Origin of the sequence: Pseudogulbenkiania sp. MAI-1 (assembly GCF_000527175.1) — a bacterium.
Lineage (GTDB): Bacteria > Pseudomonadota > Gammaproteobacteria > Burkholderiales > Chromobacteriaceae > Pseudogulbenkiania.
This window is the reverse complement of the sequence record NZ_AZUR01000001.1, coordinates 2,608,154-2,629,553: the sequence shown is the minus strand read 5'-3', so window position 1 is coordinate 2,629,553 and position 21,400 is coordinate 2,608,154. Positions and strand designations below refer to the sequence as shown.

The 21,400-nt window shown below is 62.2% G+C and carries 18 protein-coding genes; 13 read left to right on the top strand and 5 right to left on the bottom strand.

What is annotated here, in order from left to right:
* Positions 1 to 6: 6 nt before the first annotated feature.
* The 9 genes from PSEMAI1_RS0112270 to PSEMAI1_RS0112230 all read left to right on the top strand — a co-directional run bounded on the left by PSEMAI1_RS0112270 (position 7) and on the right by PSEMAI1_RS0112230 (position 12,828).
* Positions 7 to 564, top strand: coding sequence for a CvpA family protein (locus PSEMAI1_RS0112270; protein ID WP_024303159.1), 558 nt, complete (start codon positions 7 to 9; stop codon positions 562 to 564).
* A gap of 28 nt (positions 565 to 592) precedes the next feature.
* On the top strand, positions 593 to 2,128 hold the full coding sequence (purF, locus tag PSEMAI1_RS0112265) for an amidophosphoribosyltransferase (RefSeq protein WP_024303158.1): 1,536 nt from the start codon (positions 593 to 595) through the stop codon (positions 2,126 to 2,128).
* A 136-nt stretch (positions 2,129 to 2,264) separates the two neighbouring features.
* A complete protein-coding gene (locus PSEMAI1_RS0112260) occupies positions 2,265 to 3,446 on the top strand; it encodes an O-succinylhomoserine sulfhydrylase (RefSeq protein ID WP_024303157.1) in 1,182 nt (393 codons plus the stop codon).
* Between the two features lie 202 nt (positions 3,447 to 3,648).
* Positions 3,649 to 4,284 (top strand): TetR/AcrR family transcriptional regulator, encoded by a 636-nt coding sequence (locus tag PSEMAI1_RS0112255; RefSeq protein WP_024303156.1) that lies wholly within the window; start codon positions 3,649 to 3,651, stop codon positions 4,282 to 4,284.
* 130 nt (positions 4,285 to 4,414) lie between these two features.
* The gene (locus PSEMAI1_RS0112250; RefSeq protein ID WP_024303155.1) at positions 4,415 to 6,868 is read left to right on the top strand and encodes an acyl-CoA dehydrogenase; all 2,454 of its coding nucleotides are present in this window, start codon (positions 4,415 to 4,417) and stop codon (positions 6,866 to 6,868) included.
* 103 nt (positions 6,869 to 6,971) lie between these two features.
* Entirely contained in the window at positions 6,972 to 7,352 is a 381-nt protein-coding gene (locus PSEMAI1_RS0112245; protein ID WP_024303154.1) for an acyl-CoA thioesterase, read from the top strand.
* Between the two features lie 193 nt (positions 7,353 to 7,545).
* Positions 7,546 to 8,937, top strand: a complete 1,392-nt coding sequence (locus tag PSEMAI1_RS0112240; RefSeq protein WP_024303153.1) for an OmpP1/FadL family transporter — start codon at positions 7,546 to 7,548, stop codon at positions 8,935 to 8,937.
* 117 nt (positions 8,938 to 9,054) lie between these two features.
* Entirely contained in the window at positions 9,055 to 11,430 is a 2,376-nt protein-coding gene (locus tag PSEMAI1_RS0112235; protein ID WP_024303152.1) for a 3-hydroxyacyl-CoA dehydrogenase/enoyl-CoA hydratase family protein, read from the top strand.
* A gap of 195 nt (positions 11,431 to 11,625) precedes the next feature.
* Positions 11,626 to 12,828: an acetyl-CoA C-acyltransferase gene (locus tag PSEMAI1_RS0112230; RefSeq protein WP_024303151.1), complete on the top strand. Its 1,203-nt coding sequence runs from the start codon at positions 11,626 to 11,628 to the stop codon at positions 12,826 to 12,828.
* A gap of 70 nt (positions 12,829 to 12,898) precedes the next feature.
* Here PSEMAI1_RS0112230 and PSEMAI1_RS0112225 read toward each other — a convergent pair whose 3' ends face one another.
* The 5 genes from PSEMAI1_RS0112225 to yjgA form a co-directional block, all read right to left on the bottom strand.
* A complete protein-coding gene (locus tag PSEMAI1_RS0112225) occupies positions 12,899 to 14,416 on the bottom strand; it encodes a PilZ domain-containing protein (RefSeq protein WP_024303150.1) in 1,518 nt (505 codons plus the stop codon).
* 220 nt (positions 14,417 to 14,636) lie between these two features.
* Positions 14,637 to 15,431: an indole-3-glycerol phosphate synthase TrpC gene (gene trpC, locus PSEMAI1_RS0112220; RefSeq protein ID WP_024303149.1), complete on the bottom strand. Its 795-nt coding sequence runs from the start codon at positions 15,429 to 15,431 to the stop codon at positions 14,637 to 14,639.
* 19 nt (positions 15,432 to 15,450) lie between these two features.
* Positions 15,451 to 16,413, bottom strand: coding sequence for a YheT family hydrolase (locus PSEMAI1_RS0112215; RefSeq protein ID WP_024303148.1), 963 nt, complete (start codon positions 16,411 to 16,413; stop codon positions 15,451 to 15,453).
* The gene (gene mog / locus PSEMAI1_RS0112210; RefSeq protein ID WP_024303147.1) at positions 16,413 to 16,994 is read right to left on the bottom strand and encodes a molybdopterin adenylyltransferase; all 582 of its coding nucleotides are present in this window, start codon (positions 16,992 to 16,994) and stop codon (positions 16,413 to 16,415) included. Before mog ends, PSEMAI1_RS0112215 begins: the two co-directional genes overlap by 1 nt.
* Positions 16,991 to 17,521: a ribosome biogenesis factor YjgA gene (gene yjgA / locus PSEMAI1_RS0112205; RefSeq protein WP_198019671.1), complete on the bottom strand. Its 531-nt coding sequence runs from the start codon at positions 17,519 to 17,521 to the stop codon at positions 16,991 to 16,993. Before yjgA ends, mog begins: the two co-directional genes overlap by 4 nt.
* 109 nt (positions 17,522 to 17,630) lie before the next feature.
* Between yjgA and pmbA the strand changes: the two genes are divergently transcribed.
* From pmbA to PSEMAI1_RS0112185, 4 genes are all read left to right on the top strand, one after another.
* Complete coding sequence (gene pmbA, locus PSEMAI1_RS0112200) at positions 17,631 to 18,977, top strand: metalloprotease PmbA (RefSeq protein ID WP_024303145.1); 1,347 nt, start codon at positions 17,631 to 17,633, stop codon at positions 18,975 to 18,977.
* Positions 18,974 to 19,597, top strand: a complete 624-nt coding sequence (locus PSEMAI1_RS0112195; RefSeq protein ID WP_232219904.1) for a DNA-3-methyladenine glycosylase — start codon at positions 18,974 to 18,976, stop codon at positions 19,595 to 19,597. The genes pmbA and PSEMAI1_RS0112195 overlap by 4 nt, the downstream gene beginning before the upstream one ends.
* Before the next feature lie 64 nt (positions 19,598 to 19,661).
* Complete coding sequence (locus PSEMAI1_RS0112190; protein WP_024303143.1) at positions 19,662 to 20,807, top strand: patatin-like phospholipase family protein; 1,146 nt, start codon at positions 19,662 to 19,664, stop codon at positions 20,805 to 20,807.
* A gap of 57 nt (positions 20,808 to 20,864) precedes the next feature.
* Positions 20,865 to 21,356: a disulfide bond formation protein B gene (locus tag PSEMAI1_RS0112185; RefSeq protein WP_024303142.1), complete on the top strand. Its 492-nt coding sequence runs from the start codon at positions 20,865 to 20,867 to the stop codon at positions 21,354 to 21,356.
* Positions 21,357 to 21,400 lie beyond the last annotated feature (44 nt).

Below are 21,400 nucleotides of genomic sequence, written 5' to 3'. Positions count from 1 at the left end.
GACACGATGACGGTTTTCGACTATATCGTCATTGCCATCCTGGCAGGATCGGTCATCGTCGCGCTGATGCGCGGGCTGGTGGCCGAGGTGCTGTCGCTGGGTTCGTGGATTGCGGCGCTGTGGTGCGCCAAGGAATTTGCGCCGACGCTGGCCGGCTTCCTGCCGGCTGACTTGCCGAGCGAGGGGCTACGTCTGGTCGCCTCCTTTATTGTCCTGTTTTTCCTGGTCTGGCTGGGTACGGCGCTGTTGCGCGTGGTCCTGACCGGCCTGATCGATTCGATCGGCCTGGGCGCCGTCAATCGCTTGCTCGGCGCCGTGTTCGGGCTGGCACGCGGCGGCGTGCTGGTAACGGTGATGGTGTTGCTGGGCGGTCTGACCGATCTGCCCAAGCAGCCGATGTGGCGCAACGCCTTGCTTGCCCAGCCGTTCGAGGCTGCTGCGCTGTCCTTGCGGCCCTGGCTGCCGCCCAAGATGTCGGAACATCTGGACTTCTCGGGCCGGCACGGCGAAACGTTGCGGCAGGGGCCGGCGCAGGATGCGCCGGGCCGTGCTTTATATTCTTAAGTTCTGTAGGTAGTTGGGAAAACTCGAAATGTGTGGAATTCTAGGCGTGGTCGGGCAGGCTCCCGTCAATCAGCTGTTGTATGACGGGCTGCAACTGCTGCAACACCGGGGTCAGGATGCGGCCGGCATCGTGACGGCCAACGGGAAATCGTTTCACATGCACAAAGGCAGCGGCATGGTGAGAGACGTGTTCCGTACCCGCAACATGCGCTCGCTGCTCGGCAACGCAGGCATCGCCCACGTGCGTTACCCGACTGCCGGTTCGGCGTCCAACCTGGCGGAGGCGCAGCCGTTCTACGTCAACTCGCCGTTCGGCATCGTGCTGGCGCACAACGGCAACCTGACCAATACCGACGAGCTCAAGGCGGACATGTACCGCTACGATTTGCGTCACATCAACACCAACTCCGATTCCGAAGTGCTGCTCAACGTGTTCGCCCACGAACTGGCGCAACGCGTCGAGGGCTACGAGCTGTCGGTCGAGGCGGTGTTCGAGGCGGTCGAGGCCGTGCACCGCCGCGTGCGCGGCGCCTACGCCGTGGTGGCGATGATCGCCGGTTACGGCCTGGTGGCCTTCCGCGACCCCAATGGCATCCGTCCGCTGGTGATCGGCACCAACGATACCAACGGCAAGACCGAATACATGTTCGCCTCCGAGTCGGTGGCGCTGGATTGCTCCGGCTTCAAGGTGCTGCGCGACGTCGAGCCGGGCGAGTGCGTGTTCGTCAGCTTTGCGGGCGACTTCCACGCCCAGCCGAGCAAGGGCCCGACCCGCCATGCGCCATGCCTGTTCGAGTTCGTCTACTTTGCCCGCCCCGATTCGGTGATCGACGGCGCGTCGGTCTACCAGGCGCGTACCGTGATGGGCGAAACGCTGGCCGACAAGATCCGCCGCGTGCTGCCGGAGATGGACATCGACGTGGTGATGCCGATTCCCGATACCAGCCGCCCCAGCGCCCTGCAGCTGGCCAACCACCTGGGTCTGCCGTACCGCGAAGGCTTCATCAAGAACCGCTATATCGGCCGCACCTTCATCATGCCGGGCCAGGCCGTGCGCAAGAAGTCGGTGCGCCAGAAGCTCAACCCGGTCGCCTGTGAATTCAAGGACCGCAACGTGCTCTTGGTGGACGACTCCATCGTGCGTGGCACCACGTCCAAGGAAATCGTGCAGATGGCGCGCGATGCCGGCGCCAAGAAAGTCTACTTCGCCTCCGCTGCACCGGCGGTGCGTTTCCCCAACGTCTACGGCATCGACATGCCGACCCGCGCCGAACTGCTGGCCACCGGGCGGACCGAGGACGAGATTGCCCGCGAGATCGGCGCCGATGCCGTGATCTACCAGGATCTCGACGCCCTGATGGACGCGGTGCACAGCGTCAACCGCGAGCTGCGCGATTTCGAGACCTCGTGCTTCAACGGCGAATACATCACCGGCGACATCACCGAGGCCTATCTCGACGCCATCGAGAGCGCGCGCCGCGACGGCAAAGGCCAGAAGGAGGAGGTCGAAGGCGCGCAGCCGGTCGACCTCAACCTGAACGTGGCCGAGCAGAACCTGATTTGAGCCAGGTCGATAATGCGCCCTTGAGGGGGCGCATTTTTCTTTCCGCATCCGGAGCCGGTCGAGTCTCTTCCTGGCCTGGCGAGGCCATGCAGGAGTACGATGGGTCCAGAGTATATTGACGAAGCGGTGGAACGCTATGACTGAAAAGAACAATCCCCTTTCCCTGCATCCTGAGACGCTGGCTATTCGCGCCGGGCTGGACGTCAGTGAATTTCATGAGCACAGCCAGGGGCTGTACCTGACCTCCAGTTTCACTTTCGATACCGCAGAAGAGGGGGCGGCGATGTTCATCGGGCAAAAGCCCGGCTACATCTACTCCCGTTTCACCAACCCCACGGTGAATGCATTTCAGGAACGTCTGGCGGCCCTGGAGGGCGGTGAGCGCTCCATCGCCACGGCAAGCGGCATGGCCGCGATCCAGGCGTGCATGATGGCCCTGCTCAAGGCGGGTGACCACATTGTCGCTTCGCAGAGCCTGTTCGGCTCCACCATCAACCTGTTCTCCGGCACCCTGTCCAAGTTCGGCATCGAGACCACCTTCGTCGATGCCGCCGACCTGCAGGCATGGCGCGACGCGATCAAACCGAACACCAGGCTGTTCTTCCTGGAAACGCCGTCCAACCCGCTGACCGAGGTGGCGGACATCGCCGCCATCGCAGACATCGCTCACGAGAGCGATGCGCTCCTGGTGGTCGATAATTGTTTCTGCTCGCCGGCCCTGCAGCAGCCGCTCAAGCTGGGTGCCGATCTGGTGGTGCACTCCGCTACCAAATACCTGGATGGCCATGGCCGGGTGCTGGGAGGGGCCGTGGTGGGAAGCGATGCCCTGATCGAGCAGATCTACCTGCATGTCCGCACGGCCGGCCCTTCCCTAGCCGCGTTCAATGCCTGGGTGCTGCTGTCCGGCATGGAGACGCTGTTCATCCGCATGGAAAAGCAGTGCACCACCGCGCTCGAACTGGCGCGCTGGCTGGAGGCGCATCCCGCCGTCGAGCGGGTGTTCTATCCCGGGCTCGCCAGCCATCCCCAGCATGAGCTGGCGATGCGCCAGCAAAAGCTGGGTGGCGCGGTCGTGTCCTTCGTGGTAAAGGGCGGGCGCGAGGCGGCATGGCAGCTGGTCGATGCGGTGAAAGTCATTTCCCGTACCGCCAACCTGGGTGACGTCAAGAGCACCATCACTCATCCGGCCTCGACGACCCATGCGCGCATCACGCAGGAAGCCCGCGAGAAAGCCGGCATCGTCGAAGGACTGTTGCGTGTAGCGGTCGGCCTGGAGCACGTCGAGGATCTGAAAAACGACATCGCACGCGGTCTCTGATAGTATTTACATATGTTTGTTTGAAACGGCAGGCTACTATCAAGGTAGCCTGCCATTTTTTTGTTCGGGGGTGCCGGGAATCTGATCGGGCGATGATTTTCTTGACACCAATCGATTTTAAACGTAAGTTTGAAACGCTTGTTCGAGAGCTATTATGGGCAACGCAAGTCAATCCGCAAAAACAAAGAAAGCATCAGAGATCATGGAAGCGAGCAAACCCGATACGGCAACACGGATCCAGGATGTGGCCGAACGGCTGTTCGTCGAGCACGGCTTCGAGGCCACCTCGCTGCGCATGATCACGCAACAGGCCGAAGTCAACCTGGCTGCGGTGAACTACCATTTCGGTTCCAAGGACGCGCTGTTCGAATCGGTGTTCATGCGCCGGCTCGCCCCGCTGATTTCAGGCTGTCTGGCCGAGCTGGACGATCTGGAGCAGCAGGGCGGAAAGCTGACGGCCGAGGACCTCGTCAAGTCGTTCATCCGGCCCTGTCTCGCCTTGTCCAAAGATCCGTCCCGCGGCGGGGCGCTATTCGTCCGCCTGCTGTCGCGCACACTGGTGGAAAACCACCGCCAACTGCGCGAGGTCATCTCCCAGCAATACAGCGTGTTCGTCCAGCGCTACTCGGTAGCCTTCCAGAAGGCCCTGCCGGAGTTAGGCATGGAGGAATTGGCGTGGAGGATGCATTTCGCATTCAGCGTCATGTTCAACGCCTTCGCCGGTAACGATGTGCTGAAGATTTTCGTCCGCAGTCAGATCGTCTCCGCGCGTGACCCGGACATGATCGTCAAGCATCTGGTGCCGTTTGTCGTTGCCGGGTTGACCTCGCCTGCCTGAGGGCTGATCCAGTTCCGTTTCAGGCGCCGGTCGACCCGACGGCAAGCGGCAGTGAGGCTGATCGCGCCGCCGTCAGCGGCGGCGCAGTAGGCGGGATTGGCATGAAGGGTCAACACGAGGTTACACCATAATGATATCTGCCATTCTTCTTGTCGCGCTGGTTGGGGTGCTGGCGTATTTTCGTGCTCCGGTCCTGGCGTGGACCGCCGGTTTGGCCGGCTGGCTGCTGGTCGTGCAATTCGGGCTGGGTCTTCCGGTCACGGCCACGCTGTGGGGGCTGTTCGCCGCCCTGGCGCTGGTGCTGAATGTCACGCGGCTGCGCCGAGCCGTGTTCACCGGCCCGGTGTTCCGGGTATTCAAAAAAATTACGCCGGCGATGTCGCAGACCGAGCAGGAGGCGATCAACGCCGGCACGGTCTGGTGGGATCGCGATCTGTTTTCCGGCAAGCCGGACTGGCAGCGGTTGCTGTCCTACCCGGCCCCGGCGCTGACGCCGGAAGAGCAGGCGTTTCTGGATGGGCCGACCGAAGAGCTGTGTCGCATGATCGACGACTGGCAGATCACCCATGAGGTGAAGGATTTGCCACCGCCGGTATGGCAGTTCATCAAGGACAACGGCTTCCTGGGCATGATCATCAAGAAACAGTACGGCGGCCTGGAATTCTCCAACTATGCCCACGCCAAGGTGGTGACCAAGATCGCCACGCGCGGCGGTACCGCGGCCGTGACGGTCATGGTGCCCAACTCGTTGGGACCGGGAGAACTGCTGCAGCATTACGGCACGACGGAACAAAAGAATTACTACCTGCCGCGCCTGGCCAAGGGACAGGAAATCCCGTGCTTTGCCCTGACCAGCCCGCATGCCGGTTCGGACGCCGGCAGCATCCCCGACTACGGCGTGGTGTGCCGCGGCTCCTGTACGGATCCACGCACCGGCGAGCGCCACGAGAATGTGCTGGGCATCCGCGTGAGCTGGGAAAAGCGCTGGATCACCCTGGCGCCGGTGGCGACCATCCTGGGTCTGGCATTCAAACTGTATGACCCGGATCATCTGCTGGGCGACAAGGAAGAAATCGGTATTACCTGCGCCCTGGTGCCGACCTCGCACGCAGGCGTGGTGATCGGGCGTCGCCATTGGCCGGGCGGCTCGGCCTTCATGAATGGTCCGACCTGGGGCAAGGACGTGTTCATCCCGCTGGAGTGGATCATCGGCGGACCGGAATACGCCGGGCAGGGCTGGCGCATGCTGGTGGAGTGCCTGTCGGTGGGGCGCTGCATCTCGCTGCCGGCCATGTCCGTCGCTTCGGGCAAGCTCGCGACCTACGTGACCGGCGCCTATGCCCGCATCCGTGACCAGTTCGGCCTGCCCATCGGCAAGTTCGAAGGGGTGGACGAGGCCATGGCGCGCATCGGGGGGCACACCTATCAGATGGAAGCGTCGCAGGACCTGGCGCTGACCGGCCTCGACATGGGCGAGAAGCCCTCGGTGCTGTCTGCCGTGCTGAAGTACCACAACACCGAGCGCATGCGCAAAACGTTGAACGACGCGATGGATATCCACGGCGGCAAGGCCGTGGTGCTGGGGCCGCGCAACTACCTGGCCCGGGCCTACCAGTCGATCCCGATCGCCATCACGGTGGAGGGGGCCAACATCCTGACCCGCTCGATGATCATCTACGGTCAGGGCGCCATCCGCTGCCACCCTTTCGTGTTGCGTGAGATGCGTGCGGCCATGGCCGATGATGGCAAGGAATTCGATCTGGCCATCACCGGGCATATCAATTTCGTCATCAGCAACGTCGTGCGTTCCCTGTGGCTGGGGCTCTCCGGTGCCAGGCTGGTGCACGCGCCCGTCTCGGGTGAGAGGGCCCGTTACTACAGGCAGTTGACCCGCTTCTCCAGTGCCTTTGCCTTGCTGTCGGACATGGCCATGTTCAGTCTTGGCGGCACGCTGAAGTTCCGCGAGAAGCTGTCTGCCCGGCTCGGCGACATGCTGTCCAACCTGTATATCGCCTCGGCCTGCCTGAAGCGCTTCGAGCGCGACGGGGCGCCACCGGAAGACCTGCCGCTGCTGCAGTGGGCGGTGGAGAATGCGCTGTACGATGTGCAGCAGGCAATGGACGGCTTCCTGGCGAACCTGCCGAAGCGCGGGCTGTCGGCCGTGATACGCCGGGTGATCTTCCCCTGGGGGCTGACGCTCAAGCCGGCCAGCGACAAGACGGGCACGAAAGTGGCCCGCGCCATGATGGAAGAGGGTGGAACTCGCGCGCGGTTGACCCAGGGGATGTACATACCTCAGGACGAGCGCGATGCGGTCGGTGTGCTCGCTCCGGCGCTGCGGTCGATCCTGGAGACCGAAACCATCGAGAATACGCTGCGAAAGTGGGCCCGCGATGGCCGCTTCATCTCGATCACGGCACGCGAAAGATTGGCCGAGGCCCTGCAGGCCGGCTTGATCACTCAGGCCGAGTTCGATGCCGTGACGCGTGCCCGCAAGCTCAAGCGTGATGTCATAATGGTCGATGATTTCGATGCCACGCTGAGCCACCATGACGAGGCCCTGCTCGAGCGCCTGATTTTCTGATGGTCCCAGGCTGGTGCCCTGACGGCGCCAGCCTTTCCCGGCAATGGCTTTCCTGTATCGAGAGCCATTTCCCGGAGCGACCCTCTGTTGGAGAACTGACGATATGAACACTTCCCAAGCCCGTATCCCGACGCTGCGAGTCCGGGCCCTGCCTTCCAGCACCAACGCCTACGGACAGGTGCAGGCCGGGTGGTTGATGGGGCAGATCGACATGGCCGGCAGCATGGTCGCCGAGCGCTTGTCGAAAGGCCCGGTGACCACTGTCGCGGTCAATGCCTTCCAGTTTGCCGCGCCGATCCTGGTCGGCGATACCGTTAGTCTGTACGTGGATACGCTGCGTATCGGCCAGAAGTCGATGACGTTCAAGATCGGTGTGCTGTCGGAACGCCTGCAGGGGGAGGAGGTGATGGTGACCGAGGTCATCGTCACTTTCGTTGCCATCGATGGCTCCGGTAAGTCGCGCCTGTTGTCCCAAGCCGGCTGATCCCGATTGTTTCCCGAAGCCTTGTTAAGTAGTGTTGCCAATTTGTTGAATTAAACGTTCGTTTGGAACAAACGATCGTAAATTTCTGGACAAGCCAAAAGGCTCTGATAGTATCGACGAAGCGTAGGCACCAGATGGGTGCGCACCGCCACAAGGCATTCAGCCGCATAAAAGATACAAGGAGAGGGATAACATGAAACTCAAGAGTCTCAGCTTTTCCGTGATGGTTGGTCTGACTTTTGGCCTGTCGGCCCAGGCGGTCATGGCTTCGGGTTACCATTTCGGCACCCAGTCGGTGAGTTCCCAGGCCACAGCCAATGCCAGTGCGGCAGAAGCCGCTGATGCCTCCACCGTTTTCTATAACGCGGCAGGCATGACTCACCTCGAGGGGACCAACTTTTCCGGTGCCCTGAATCTGGTTTTCCCGGATGTGGAATACAGCAATGCCAAGGGCAGTTATCCCGGTAATGGGCCTATTGCTGGGCAGACGAGTGGCAAGATAACCGACGATGTCGTCGCCGTCCCCCATCTCTACCTGACCCACAAGCTGAACGACCGAGTAGCGCTCGGTCTCGGCGTCTACGTGCCGTTTGCCTCGGAAACCGAGTACCAGCGTAATTCCGTGCTGCGTTACAACGTGAACCAGACCGGCCTCAAGACCATCGACATCAACCCGACCATCGCTTTTAAGGTAAATGAGCAGCACTCTCTGGCGGCCGGTTTGATAGCCCAGTATGCCAAGGCATCGCTGCGTCAATATGCCAACTTCGGGGCTTTCTACGCCTTGATGGGGGTGCCTGGTGCCGGGAACGGTACGCACGATGGCTACGCAGAGGTCGAGGGGGACGATTGGGGCTATGGCTTCAATCTGGCTTGGCTCTGGGATGTTAGCGACACCACCCGCATCGGCCTGAACTACCGCTCTAAGGTTGAGCACACCCTATCGGGTACCGCCAAGTGGACCAAGCAGCCGCCGGCGGGGGCAGCTACCGCGCTGAACAACGCCCCCTTCAATTACAAGGATTCCGAGGGAGCCAAGGTCGACATCGTGACGCCGGAGTCCTTATCGCTGCACGGCATGCACAAGCTGGATCCGAAGTGGACCCTGTTCGGCGACGTGACCTGGACCCGCCACTCGCGTTTCGATACGGCGGTGGTCGAGTACGAAAACACCAAAAGGGTTGCGGGAGGTTTCAGCAACAAGACCATCCTGACTCCTCGTTGGGAAGATACCTACAAGGTGGCGCTGGGGGCCTCCTATCAGTGGAGCGATCCGCTGCAGCTGCGCTTCGGCGTCGCTTATGACCAGTCGCCGGTGCCGGACGATAACCACCGCCTGTCCACCATTCCGGACAACGACCGTTACTGGTTCTCGGTGGGCGGCAAGTACGACCTGAGCAAAAACAGTTCGGTGAACCTGGCCTACAGCTATATCTACATCAAAGATGCCAAGGCCAATCTGAATGGTTACTGTGGCGGAGCAGATGCTGGCTCGGTCACCTGCGTATCGAGCAAGACCTCCGCTTCGGCCGACTACAACAGCCACGCCCAGATCGTCGGCGTGCAGTACAACTACCGCTTCTAAACCTCTCCCTGTTTAGAGGCGTGGAATGAAGGGCCGGGCCTTGCCCCGGCCTTATCAAGGCAAGGCAGGTAATGAGGGGCCTGCCTGATGACCGTGTTTCAACAAACGAGGAAACCCATGTCTCACACCAAATTCATTGTGCGCAAGGTGGCCGTGCTCGGCGCCGGCGTCATGGGCGCGCAAATCGCCGCCCACCTGGTCAATGCCAAGGTGCCGACGGTCCTGTTCGACCTGCCGGCCAAGGAGGGGAACAAGAACGCCATCGCCCTCAAGGCCATCGACGGGCTGAAGAAGCTCAAGCCGTCCCCGCTGGCATCGCAGGACGTGGCGCAATACATCCAGCCCGCCAACTACGATGACCATCTGTCTCTGCTGAAAGAGTGCGATCTGGTGATCGAAGCTATCGCCGAGCGCATGGACTGGAAAGCCGATTTGTACCACAAGGTGGCTCCGTATCTCGGCGAACACACCATTTTCGCCACCAATACTTCCGGCCTGTCGATCAACGCCCTGGCCGAAAGCTGCCCGGAGGACGTGCGTGCCCGTTTCTGCGGTGTGCACTTCTTCAATCCGCCGCGCTACATGCACCTGGTCGAGATCATCCCGTGCGTGGGCTCCGATGCCGCCATGCTCGACAATCTCGAGCGCTTCCTGGTCACCACCTTGGGCAAGGGCGTGGTGCGGGCCAAGGATACCCCGAACTTCGTCGCCAACCGCATCGGCGTGTTCTCGATGCTGGCCACCATCGCCAACGCCGAGAAATTCGGCATCCGCTTCGACGTGGTCGACGACCTGACCGGCCCGCGCTTGGGGCGGCCCAAATCGGCCACCTTCCGCACCGCCGACGTGGTCGGGCTCGATACCTTCGCCCACGTGGTCAAGACCATGCAGGACACCCTGCCCAACGACCCGTGGCATCCGCTGTTCAAGTCGCCCGAGTGGCTGCAGAAGCTGATCGCCGCCGGCGCTCTGGGGGCCAAGACCAAGACCGGCATCTACAAGAAAGACGGCAAGAAGATGTTCGTGCTCGACCCGGTCAAGGGCGACTACGTGGGATCGGGCGAGAAGGGCGACGACGCCGTCAAGGACATCCTGAAGATTGCCGACCCGGCACAAAAATTCCGCAAGCTGCGCGAGAGCAGCCACCCGCAGGCGCAGTTCCTGTGGGCCTGCTTCCGCGACGTGTTCCACTACATCGGCTTCCATCTGGGGGATATCGCCAACTGCGCGCGCGACGTCGACTTTGCCATCCGCTGGGGCTTCGGCTGGAACGTCGGTCCGTTCGAGACCTGGCAGGCGGCAGGCTGGCAGCAGGTGGCGCAGTGGATCGACGAAGACATCAAGGCAGGCAAGGCACTGGCTTCGGCCGCGCTGCCGGCCTGGGTGCTGGAAACCGACCGTGCCGGCGTGCACTTCGCCAATGGTTCCTACGATGCGGCGGCAGCCCGACTGGTCGGCCGTTCCACGCTGGACGTCTACCAGCGCCAACTCGCTCCGGCCAAGGTGCTGGGTGAGGTTTCCGCACCGCTGGGCGAGACCGTGTTCGAAAACGACGGGGTGCGTGCCTTCACCACCGGCGACGAGATCCTGGTGGTGTCGTTCAAGTCCAAGGCCCACGCCATCGGCCCGGATGTGATCGAAGGTCTCAACCAGGCCATCGACATTGCCGAAGCCCGCTTTAAGGGCCTGGTGATCTGGCAGACCGAAGAGCCGTTCTCGGTCGGGGCGGACCTGCAATCGATGCTGCCGGCCTTCATGATGGGCGACTGGGACAGCATCAACACCATGGTCAGCCGCTTCCAGGCCACCTCGATGCGTCTGCGCTACAGCCAGATTCCGACCGTCGCGGCGACCCAGGGTTACGCATTCGGCGGCGGTTGCGAATTCGCCATGCACTGCGACCGTGTGGTGGCGGCGTTGGAATCCTATGTCGGTCTGGTGGAAGTGGGCGTGGGCCTGCTGCCGGGTGGTGGCGGCTGCAAGGAGTTCGCGCTGCGGGCTTCCCAGGAAGCCAAGGGCGATGTGCTGGCGGCGCTGAAAGATTACTTCATGGCCATCGCCACCGCCAAGGTCGCCACCAGTGCGGTCGAGGCGCAGGAGATCGGCTATTTCCGCAAGGGCGATATCGTGGTGTTCAACGCCTACGAACTGCTCTACGTCGCCAAGCAGCAGGCGCTGGCCATGGCCGAGTCGGGCTATCGTCCGCCGCTCAAGGTCAAGAGCTTCCCGGTGGCCGGCCGCAGCGGAGCGGCATCGATCAAGGGACAACTGGTCAACATGCTGGAAGGGCATTTCATCAGCGAGCACGACTTCACCATTGCCTCGCTGATCGCCGACGTGATGACGGGCGGCGACGTCGAGCCGGGTACCGAGGTCGACGAACAATGGATTCTCGATCTGGAGCGCAAGGCATTCATGCAGCTCCTGAAGAACTCCAAGACCCAGGATCGCATCGCCAACATGCTGACCACTGGCAAGCCGCTGCGCAACTGAGAGCTTGGGAGAATGTCTGCTGCGCCTTCCGATCTCGAAGCTGTGATGCTCGCCGTACCATTTGTACGGCTGTGCTTCTCGCTTCGACCTCGGAACGCTCGCGACGAAATTCTCCACAAGCTCTGATGGAACCAGAACATTGGCAAGACGCCTGTCGAGTGACTGTCGCCGTCTTGCCGCAAGGAGATTCACAACATGGTTAAACAAGTACAGGAAGCTTACATCGTCGCGGTAACGCGCACCCCGGTCGGCAAGGCGCCGCGCGGCATGATGCGCCACGTCCGCCCGGATGACATGCTGGCTCACGTCATCACCGGCGCGCTGGCCCAGGTGCCGACGCTGGACCCGAAGCGGATTTCCGACTGCGTGGTGGGTTGCGCCTTCCCGGAGGCCGAGCAGGGGCTGAACATGGCACGCATCGGCGTGCTGCTGGCAGGCTTGCCGGACACCGTCGGCGGCATCACCGTCAACCGCTACTGCTCGTCCGGCATCAACGCGGTGCAGATTGCCGCCGATCGCATCCGTATGGGTGAGGCCGACGTGGTCATCGCCGCCGGTGCCGAGTCGATGTCGATGGTGCCGATGATGGGCAACAAGGTGTCGCTGAACCCGGCCATCTTCGCCAAGGACGAGAACTACGCCATCGCCTATGGCATGGGGCTGACGGCGGAGAAAGTCGCCCAGCAGTGGGGCGTGTCGCGCGAGGATCAGGATGCCTTCGCGGTGGAGTCGCACCGCCGTGCCCTGGCCGCGATCGATTCGGGTGCCTTCAAGAACGAAATCACCCCGCTGAACGTGACCTACCGCACGCCCGATCTGAGCACCGGTGAGGTGAAGCTGGTCGAGAAGGTGCTGGATACCGATGAAGGTCCGCGCCGGGATACCTCGCTGGAGGGGCTGGCCAAGCTGAAGACGGTGTTCGATGCCAAGGGCTCGGTCACGGCCGGCAACAGCTCGCAGATGTCCGACGGTGCCGGCGCCGTGATTCTGGTGTCGGAAAAGGTGTTGAAGGAATTCAACCTGACGCCGCTGGGCCGTTACGTGACGTTCTCGGTCAAGGGTGTGCCGCCGGCGATCATGGGGATCGGCCCGAAAGAAGCCATTCCGGCGGCCTGCCAGCAGGCCGGCATCGCTCAGGATGAGCTGAAGTGGATCGAGCTGAACGAGGCCTTCGCGGCCCAGGCGCTGGCGGTCATCCGTGATCTGGAGCTGGATACGAGCAAAGTCAACCCCCATGGCGGTGCCATCGCGCTGGGTCATCCGCTCGGCGCCACCGGTGCTATCCGTACCGCCACGCTGGTGCATGGCATGCGCGACCAGGGCATGAAAGGTTACGGCATGGTTACCATGTGTATCGGTACCGGCATGGGCGCGGCGGGCATTCTGGAAGTATTCTGAGCCATAGCCTTGCGCATCAAGCAAAACGCCAGCGGATCCGCTGGCGTTTTGCTTGAGCGGGAGACGATCGTCATTCCAGTTTGGCCAAGGTGTCGAAGTCGATATGGGCGCATTCGAGCAGTGCCTGGCAGGGCGACTTGAGCCGTATCTTGTAGGTCTTGCCCTGGGCGATCAGGTGCAGCTCCCGTTCTGGTTCGGCGAGGAGCTTGGGGATCAGGAACCAGCGCTGGCTCTTGGTGGAATTTTGCTGGGTGATGTAGAGCGCGCTGGCTGGCGGGCTGCCCGGGTTATCGGCCTCGAGCAAGGTGATGCCGGCGGGCTGGGTGCCCAATATCTCCACCCCGACCAGGGTGCCATTCTTGTGTCGGGACAGGCGGCGGATGATGCCTAGGACGTCGGGGTGGGAGACGGAGTTGACACGGATCAGCCGGCCAAGCGCCAGTTCGTCGGCGTTTTTGCCGAGGTAGGTCAAGCCCAGGCCGGTTGTACTGTAATCGGTGATGCGCCAGTCATCGGTCTCCACCTGGGTGGCAGAGGAGTCGTCTTGCACCTTGACCAGGTAGGCGATGCGTTCGAAACCGATGTCGACTGTTGCCGCCTCGAGTTTGGCCGAGCGCTCTGCCTTGCGGTGGGATTTCCCGCCGTCGTCGGACCAGCGGATGGCCAGTTTTTCGCAGAGAGCGGACCAGTCTTTCTGGCACAGCCCTAAGCCGAAGTTGGCCAGGGCCGAGGGCAGGCGCTGATCCAGATCGAACATCAGATCGGCCAACTTCTGCGTCACCGGCTCGGTGTTCCAGTAGCGGCAGTCTTTGCCGGCCATACCCCGCAGCATCCGCCTGGGCGGCTCGGGCAGCGCCAGGTTAGCCAGGAATACCGTCCGCTTGGGTTGGGGCTGCAGATCCAGCCGCAACGGCTGGCACAGGATGTTCAGCAGCCGGTCGGTAGCCAGGATTTCCTGCTGCAGCATATTGTCGGTCTGCGCCAGGTGCATCATGCAGCCATGGATCAGCAGGGTTTCCGCCGTGACTTCCCACTGTGCATTTTCGAACAGCTTCATCGGCGTCCGGGAAAAGTCATGGGCTTCGGCGTACTGGTAGAACCGATAGGCTTGCTGCCAGACCGTGGCCTCCGGCTTCAAGTGGCGTATCGCGCTCCAGGTGATGAGCTGTTTCTGGTAATTCAGCCCGCGTAACGTCGCCAGAGCCAGTTCGTCGTTCAGCGAGGTACCGGTCGATTTTTCGGCCAGCCGCACGCAGATGTGGTAGGCGTTGGCCAGTTCGTGCCAGTAGGCGAGGATGGTTGGGAGGTGGTGTTTGCTGCCCGGCTTCTGATTCAAGTAATCGGCACGCAGGCGGCGCTGAATGCCATGGGTTTTTTCGTCGATATAGAGCAGGGTGCGGACCCGCTCCTTCAGGGACATCTTGGAGTCGGCGCTGATCTTGGCGACTGCTTTGATGATTTCAACCGTGGCCGTGAAATACTCGGTCTGCGGCAGATCTCTGACAAGAACCGTGGCGGACGGCAGGATGTCGTTGTCCGGCGAGTCTTTGCTCAGCAGGGAGCTGACGAGAGATTTGAAATCAAACATGAAGTAAAATTTTATGCAATTCAAATGCCATTATAAATAATTTTACAATGATTTGTCGTAGTCATGTAAGGCACTCCAAGTGCTGTCGGTCAGAATCGGACGTGTCGTGGGCAAAGAGTGTGAGCCGAGCTTCGGAGGGAAGCGAGCGGCGCGGCGGTCTGGGGGGCAACATGTCCGGCAGAGTTGCCGGACATGTTGGCCGAAAGGCGTCCTCACCCGATCAGGTACGGAACAGCTGTTCCAGCGCCAGACCGGGATCGGGTTCGCGCATGAAGGCCTCGCCGACCAGGAAACTGTGCACGTCGTTGTCACGCATCAGACGCACATCGTCCACGCTGCGGATGCCGCTCTCGGTCACTGTGATGCGGTCGCCGCCAATGCGGGGCAACAGTCTCAGAGTGTTGTCCAGGCTGACTTCGAAGGTGCGCAGATTGCGGTTGTTGACGCCGACCAGCGGCGTGGCAAGCTGCAGCGCCATGTCGAGTTCGGCTTCGTCATGCACTTCCACCAGCACGGCCATGCCCAGTTCCTGCGCCAGGGTTTCGAAAGCGCGCATCTCGGAGAGCGACAGCGCGGCGGCGATCAGCAGGATGCAGTCGGCGCCCATCGCGCGCGCTTCGTAAATCTGGTACTCGTCGACCATGAAGTCCTTGCGCAGCACCGGCAGCGAGCAGGCGGCGCGGGCGGACTGCAGATAGTCTGCGCTACCCTGGAAGTATTGCCGGTCGGTCAATACCGACAGGCAGGCGGCACCGTGTTCGGCATAGCTGCGGGCGATGGCGGCGGGATCGAAGTCGGCTCGGATCACGCCCTTGCTCGGGCTGGCCTTCTTGGCCTCGGCAATGACGGCGGCTTGGCCGGCGGCATGCTTGGCGCGCATCGCCGCCACGAAGTCGCGGCGGTCACCATGGCGGGCTTCGGCGTCGGCCCGGACGGCGGTGAGCGGGCGGGTTTTCAGGCAGTCGGCCACTTCGTCGTGCTTGGTGGCGATGATGGTCTTCAGGATGTCGGACATCGTGATGGCAATCTCTCGGTTAGGGCTGGGGGCCGGCGGCGAGCTGTTGGTCGAAGTAGGCCAAGAGGCGCTTGGGGAGCCAGTCGAGCTGGCCGGGAAAACGCCCGGTGGCAAAACCGACATGACCGCCTTCTTCCGGCTGTTCCAGCGTGACCCAGTGGCTGGTGTCCTGCGGCGAGGGCAGGGCGCTGGGGGGAAGGAAGGGGTCGTTCTTGGCGTTCAGCACCAGGGTTGGCGTTTCGATCCGGCTCAGGAAGGGCTTACTGCTGGCGCGGTCCCAGTAGTCAAAGGCATCACGGTACCCATGTATCGGCGCCGTGACAAGATTGTCGAATTCGCGGAAGGTCTTGGCGCTGTCCAGCTTGTAGCCGTCGAACAGGCCGGGGTGGCGTGCCAGCTGCTCGCGCGCCTTGGGTTTGAGGGTGGCCATGAACATGCGGGTGTAGATCACCTTGCCCAGGCCGCGGTCGAGTTGTGCGCTGGCGGCGGCCAGATCCAGCGGCACGGAGATGGCGGCGGCGGCGTGCGTCAGGGCGCTGCGGCCGGTCTCGCCCAGGTATTTCAACAGCATGTTGCCGCCGATCGAGACGCCCGCCGTCAGCACCACAGAATGGTTTTCGGCCAGCCTTTCCAGTATCCAGCCGATTTCGGCCGAGTCCCCGGCGTGGTAGGCCCGGCGCAGCGTGTTGCTGATGCCGCCGCAGCCGCGGAAATGCGGCACGGCGCCATGCCAGCCGCGCGCCTGGACTTCCAGCATCAGCGCCTTGGCGTAATGGCTGTCGCTCCCGCCCTCCAGACCAGGGAACAGCACCACCAGCGGCTTGCCGCACTCACCATCGATGCAATCGACCGCGATCTTACCCCCGTCCGGCGTGCTCCATACTTCACGCCGGTACGGCGGGCGCGGCAGATGGATGAACAGGGCGGGCCACACTGTCTGGGCGTGGCCCCCCTTGAGCCAAGGGGGGGCCTCGTAGCGCATCAGGACACCGGTTTTTGGGCGGATTTGGGGCGGAAGGCCTTGACCACGACCTCGTTCGTTTCGACGTAGGGGCCGCCGATCAGGTCGAGGCAGTACGGTACGGCGGCGAAGATGCCCGGCACCACGACCGCCCCCTGATCGTCCCGCAGGCCCTCCAGTGTTTCCTTGATGGCCTTGGGTTGGCCGGGGAGGTTGAGGATCAGCGACTGCTTGCGAATCACGCCCACCTGGCGCGACAGGATGGCGGTCGGCACGAACTTCAGGCTGATCTGGCGCATCTGCTCGCCAAAGCCCGGCATCACGCGGTCGGCTACCGCCAGCGTTGCTTCGGGGGTGACGTCACGCGGTGCCGGGCCAGTGCCGCCGGTGGTCAGCACCAAGTGGCAGCCTTCGTCGTCGACCAGGGCGCGCAGCGTGGCTTCGATGCCGGCCTGCTCGTCGGGAATCAGTCGGGTCACGGTCGTGAACGGACTCTTCAGCGCGCTCGCTAGCCACTCTTGCAGCGCCGGCAGCCCCTTGTCTTCATACACACCCTGGCTTGCACGGTCGGAGATGGAAACCAAGCCGATTTTCAGTGTCATTCTTCGTTTTCCTCGGGATGCCCTGCCGGTTTGCCCGGCTCGGGGATGATTTCCTTGAGCGCCTGGAACAAGAGCCGGAAGGATTTCGGCGGCTTGTTGTCTTGTTGCTCCTTGCGTGCGTTGCGGATCAGCGTGCGCAATTGTTGGGCGTCACTTTCAGGATAGTCCGCAATGAAGGTGGCGAGCATCTTGTCGTCGCTCATCAGCCGTTCGCGCCAGCGCTCCAAGAGATGCAGCCAGCCGGTATGTTCGGCCGATTCGCCGCGGATGACCGCGAGTTGCTGGCGGATCGGCTCGGGATCGATGTCGCGCATCAGTTTGCCGATGTACTGTTCCTGGCGGTTGCGGGCGCCGTGCGAGGAGATGCGCTTGTATTCGCGGATGGCTTCCAGCAGATTTTCCGGCAGGACCATCTGCTTGAGGCGGTCGTTCGATAGTTGCAGCAGCTCTTCGCCCAGCTCTTGCAGGGCGATCATTTCCTTCTTGCGGCGGGTTTTGCTGAATTCCTGATCCGCACTATCGTTCAAGTAATCGGTCATCGTTGTCGAGCTCTTCATATTTCAAGGCTGGTATGATACCGGAAAAGCCTAGACCGGCGGTTCTTCATCAGACCGCCCGATAACAGTGAAAGAGTCTATGTCTGATACCACTTTCAGTTATACCCGCAGCACCCTGGAGAGCCTCGCCGCGCAGGTGCTGGAGCTGGCGCGCAAGCAAGGCGCCACCGCCTGCGAGGTCGATATTTCCGAGGGTACGGGGCAGTCGGTGAGCGTCCGCCTGGGCGAGGTGGAAACCATCGAGTACAACCAGGACAAAGGCGTCGATGTGACGGTGTATTTCGGTCAGAAGAAAGGCCACGCCAGCACTTCCGACTTTGCCGATGCCGCCCTGTTCGATACCGTCAGCGCCGCCGTCAATATTGCCCGCTTCACCGCCGAGGACGACTGTGCCGGTTTGGCCGAGCCCTTCCAGCTCGCCACCGAGTTTCCCGATCTGTCACTCTATCACCCGTGGTCCTTGCCGGTGGCCGACGCCATCGAACTGGCGCGCGAGTGCGAGCAGGCGGCCCGCGCGGTGGATAGCCGCATCAGCAATTCCGAGGGGGCCACCGTCTCCACCCAGCAGAGCCAGTTCATCTACGCCAACAGCCATGGCTTTGTCGGCGGCTTTCCATCGTCGCGCCACAGCCTGTCGGCGGCGGTGGTGGCCAGCGAGGGCGAATCGATGCAGCGCGACTACTGGTACAGCGCGGCGCGCCATCGCGAAGACCTGGAAGACGCGATGCAGGTCGGTGCGCGGGCCGGCGAGCGCACGGTGCGCCGTCTCAACGCCCGCCGCATCACCACCGGGCAGTACCCGGTGCTGTTCGAAGCGCCGGTGGCAGCTTCGCTCATCGGGCATCTGGTCTCTGCCATCAGCGGCGGCTCGCTCTATCGCAAGTCGAGTTTTCTGCTCGACAGCCTTGGCAAGCAGGTATTTTCGCCCTGTGTCCAGATCGATGAAGATCCCTTCCTGCTACGCGGTTTCGGCAGCAGCCCCTTCGACAGCGAGGGCGTGGAAACCCGTGCCCGCCACCTGGTCGATGACGGTGTGCTGAAGGGCTATATGCTCAGCAGCTATTCGGCGCGCAAGCTTGGTATGGAAACCACCGGCAATGCCGGGGGGGCGCACAATCTCATCGTGCACTCGACCGGCGAGAGCTTCGACGAGTTGTTGGGCAAAATGGGGGCGGGGCTCCTGGTGACCGAGTTGCTCGGCCATGGCGTCAATACCCTGACCGGCGACTATTCGCGCGGCGCTGCGGGCTTCTGGGTCGAGAATGGTGTGATCGTCCATGCCGTCGAGGAGATCACCATCGCCGGCAATCTGCATGACATGTTCAAGCAGGTGGTCGGCATCGGCGACGACGTGCTGGTGCGCGGTGCCAAGCATGTCGGCTCCATCCTGATCGAGTCGATGATGGTGGCGGGCCAGGGCGCATGACCATGACCCCGGAAGAGTGGCAAACCGCTTGTGCCGGGTTGGCGAAAGCCGATCCGGTCATGGGCGGGCTGATCGAGCGCTTTGTCGGCTCCCGGCTGGTGACGCGTGGACAGCCGTTCGAAACCCTGCTGCGTGCCATCGTCGGCCAGCAGATCTCGCTGAAGGCGGCTGACGCGATCTGGGGGCGGCTGTCGGCTCTCGTCCGCTGCGACAGTCCGGAGAGTGTCCTGATCGCATCGGGCGACAGCTTGCGTCAAACAGGGCTGTCGGCACGCAAGGTCGATTACGTGCAGGATCTGGCGCGCCATTTTGTCGATGGCCGTATCGACCCGCGGGCGTTTGCACGGCTCAGCGACGAAGACATCACACGCGAACTGGTGGCGGTGCGTGGTATCGGCCGCTGGACGGCGGAGATGTTCCTGATCTTCCATCTGGTACGGCCCGATGTCTGGGCCATCGACGACATCGGGCTGCAGCGCGCAGTGTCCGAGCTGTACCTGGGCGGGCTTCGCCCGACACCGGCCGCATTGAGGGAAGTGGGCGAGCGCTGGCGTCCTTGGCGCAGCGTTGCCAGCTGGTACTTATGGCGCCATGTCGAGCCGGTTGAAGTGGTGTATTGATGTGGAATGACAGCATAACAACTTAGCGAGATCACTGTTTGAAGCATCCCCAAGAGGTGCCGTCATGTCGGGCAAATCCACGGTTGGTCTGATCTTGTCCGGCGGTGGGGCGCGGGCAGCCTATCAGGCCGGAGCCATGCTGGCCCTGTCGAAGTTGCTGCCGGACCCTTCCCGTAATCCTTTTCCAATCATCTCCGGCACCTCCGCCGGTGCCGTGAACGCGGTGGCGCTGGCCGCCGGAGCGACGGATTTTCGCCGTGCAGCAGGCTATCTGGCTCAGGTCTGGAAGCAGGTGCATATCGAGTACATCTACGATCCGAGCCTGGCCTATTTCATCAAGACTTTCCTGCATTTCGGGATATCAGTGCTGACCGGTGGCCGCGCCTGGACCAATCCGCGCAGCTTCCTCGACAACTCGGCCCTGCGCGATCTGCTGAAGAGCGTCATGCAGTTCGAGGGGGTCGAGCAGTCGATTCGGGCGGGTGCCTTGCGAGCGGTGGCGCTGACGGCCTCCTGCTACAGCTCCGGCATGTCGGAAACCTTTTTCCAGGGCGACGACAGCATCCAGCCCTGGTCGCGTTATCAGCGCGTAGGGGTGCGTGAGACGCTGGGGGTCGATCATCTGATGGCCACCTCGGCCATTCCGTTGATTTTCCCGTCCGCCCGGGTGGGGAACCGTTACTACTGCGATGGCGCGGTCAGACAGATGGCGCCGCTGTCGCCGGCCTTGCACATGGGGGCGGAAAAGCTGTTTATTGTCGGTGTCGGCGGGCGGGGCGGGGCGCAGGCAGACCGGCGCCAGGGCAAGGAATTCATGCATCCCTCGCCGGCCCAGATCTTCGGCCACTTGCTGGACAGCGTCTTTCTCGACAGCCTGTCATCCGACATGGAGCGGCTGCTTCGGATCAATCATACCGTCTCGCTGCTGCAGGCCTATCCCGAGTTGGCCGAGCAAACCCCGCTGAGAAGGGTCGATGCCTTCGTCTTGAACCCCAGCCGTTCCTTGGAAGAGATCGCCTATCGCCACAGCGACCGCTTTCCACGGGTGATGCGGTTCATCATGCAGGGTGCAGGGGCGACACGTAAGCGCGGCAGCGCGCTGGCCAGTTATTTGCTGTTCGAACCGGAGTATTGCCGTGAACTGATTGCCTTGGGGTACAGGGACGTGCTCAATCAGAAGCAGGCGATCAGCGAGTTTCTGGAACTTTGATGGTTTCCGTGGCTCGCATAATGTTTGTATTTCTTCTTCATATAAAAAGGGTGTGAAATGGGGCTGAGTAGTCGCCGAAATCTTTTTTTCCTGATTGCGCTGGCTTGCGCCGCGGCAATCGGTTTTGCCTTGTATGCCCAGCATGTCTTGGGGCTGGAACCTTGCCCATTGTGTATTTTCCAGCGCGTCGGCGTGATGGCCGTGGGTAGCATAGCCTTGCTGGCTGCCATTCATAACCCCGGGCGGACCGGTGGCCGGTTGTGGGCTGGGCTGGGAATCGTTGCAGCCCTGGCTGGCGGAGGTGTGGCGGCGCGTCATGTCTGGCTGCAGCACCTGCCGCCCGATCAGGTGCCGGCCTGCGGTCCCGGTCTGGATTACATGCTGGAAACCATGCCGATGAGCAATGTGCTGTCCAAGGTGCTCAAGGGTAGCGGTGAATGTGCTTCGATCGACTGGACCTTTCTGGGGATGTCGATGCCGTTCTGGACCGGGGTGCTCTTTGCCGCCATGCTGTTGCTGTTGCTGATGGCTTTCTTCAGCAAGAAGTAAGTCTTTGAAGCGGGACAGGGCGGCCACTTGGCCGCTCTTGAATT

Coding starts and splice junctions, on each gene's coding strand:
- purF (WP_024303158.1), top strand. CDS start 593: ATGTGTGGAATTCTAGGCGTGGTCGGGCAGGCTCCCGTCAATCAGCTG.
- PSEMAI1_RS0112215 (WP_024303148.1), bottom strand. CDS start 16,413: ATGCGCTACGAGGCCCCCCCTTGGCTCAAGGGGGGCCACGCCCAGACA.
- PSEMAI1_RS0112190 (WP_024303143.1), top strand. CDS start 19,662: ATGTCGGGCAAATCCACGGTTGGTCTGATCTTGTCCGGCGGTGGGGCG.
- PSEMAI1_RS0112185 (WP_024303142.1), top strand. CDS start 20,865: ATGGGGCTGAGTAGTCGCCGAAATCTTTTTTTCCTGATTGCGCTGGCT.
- PSEMAI1_RS0112225 (WP_024303150.1), bottom strand. CDS start 14,416: ATGTTTGATTTCAAATCTCTCGTCAGCTCCCTGCTGAGCAAAGACTCG.
- PSEMAI1_RS0112260 (WP_024303157.1), top strand. CDS start 2,265: ATGACTGAAAAGAACAATCCCCTTTCCCTGCATCCTGAGACGCTGGCT.
- PSEMAI1_RS0112235 (WP_024303152.1), top strand. CDS start 9,055: ATGTCTCACACCAAATTCATTGTGCGCAAGGTGGCCGTGCTCGGCGCC.
- PSEMAI1_RS0112245 (WP_024303154.1), top strand. CDS start 6,972: ATGAACACTTCCCAAGCCCGTATCCCGACGCTGCGAGTCCGGGCCCTG.
- PSEMAI1_RS0112195 (WP_232219904.1), top strand. CDS start 18,974: ATGACCATGACCCCGGAAGAGTGGCAAACCGCTTGTGCCGGGTTGGCG.
- trpC (WP_024303149.1), bottom strand. CDS start 15,431: ATGTCCGACATCCTGAAGACCATCATCGCCACCAAGCACGACGAAGTG.
- PSEMAI1_RS0112270 (WP_024303159.1), top strand. CDS start 7: ATGACGGTTTTCGACTATATCGTCATTGCCATCCTGGCAGGATCGGTC.
- mog (WP_024303147.1), bottom strand. CDS start 16,994: ATGACACTGAAAATCGGCTTGGTTTCCATCTCCGACCGTGCAAGCCAG.
- PSEMAI1_RS0112240 (WP_024303153.1), top strand. CDS start 7,546: ATGAAACTCAAGAGTCTCAGCTTTTCCGTGATGGTTGGTCTGACTTTT.
- PSEMAI1_RS0112250 (WP_024303155.1), top strand. CDS start 4,415: ATGATATCTGCCATTCTTCTTGTCGCGCTGGTTGGGGTGCTGGCGTAT.
- PSEMAI1_RS0112255 (WP_024303156.1), top strand. CDS start 3,649: ATGGAAGCGAGCAAACCCGATACGGCAACACGGATCCAGGATGTGGCC.
- PSEMAI1_RS0112230 (WP_024303151.1), top strand. CDS start 11,626: ATGGTTAAACAAGTACAGGAAGCTTACATCGTCGCGGTAACGCGCACC.
- pmbA (WP_024303145.1), top strand. CDS start 17,631: ATGTCTGATACCACTTTCAGTTATACCCGCAGCACCCTGGAGAGCCTC.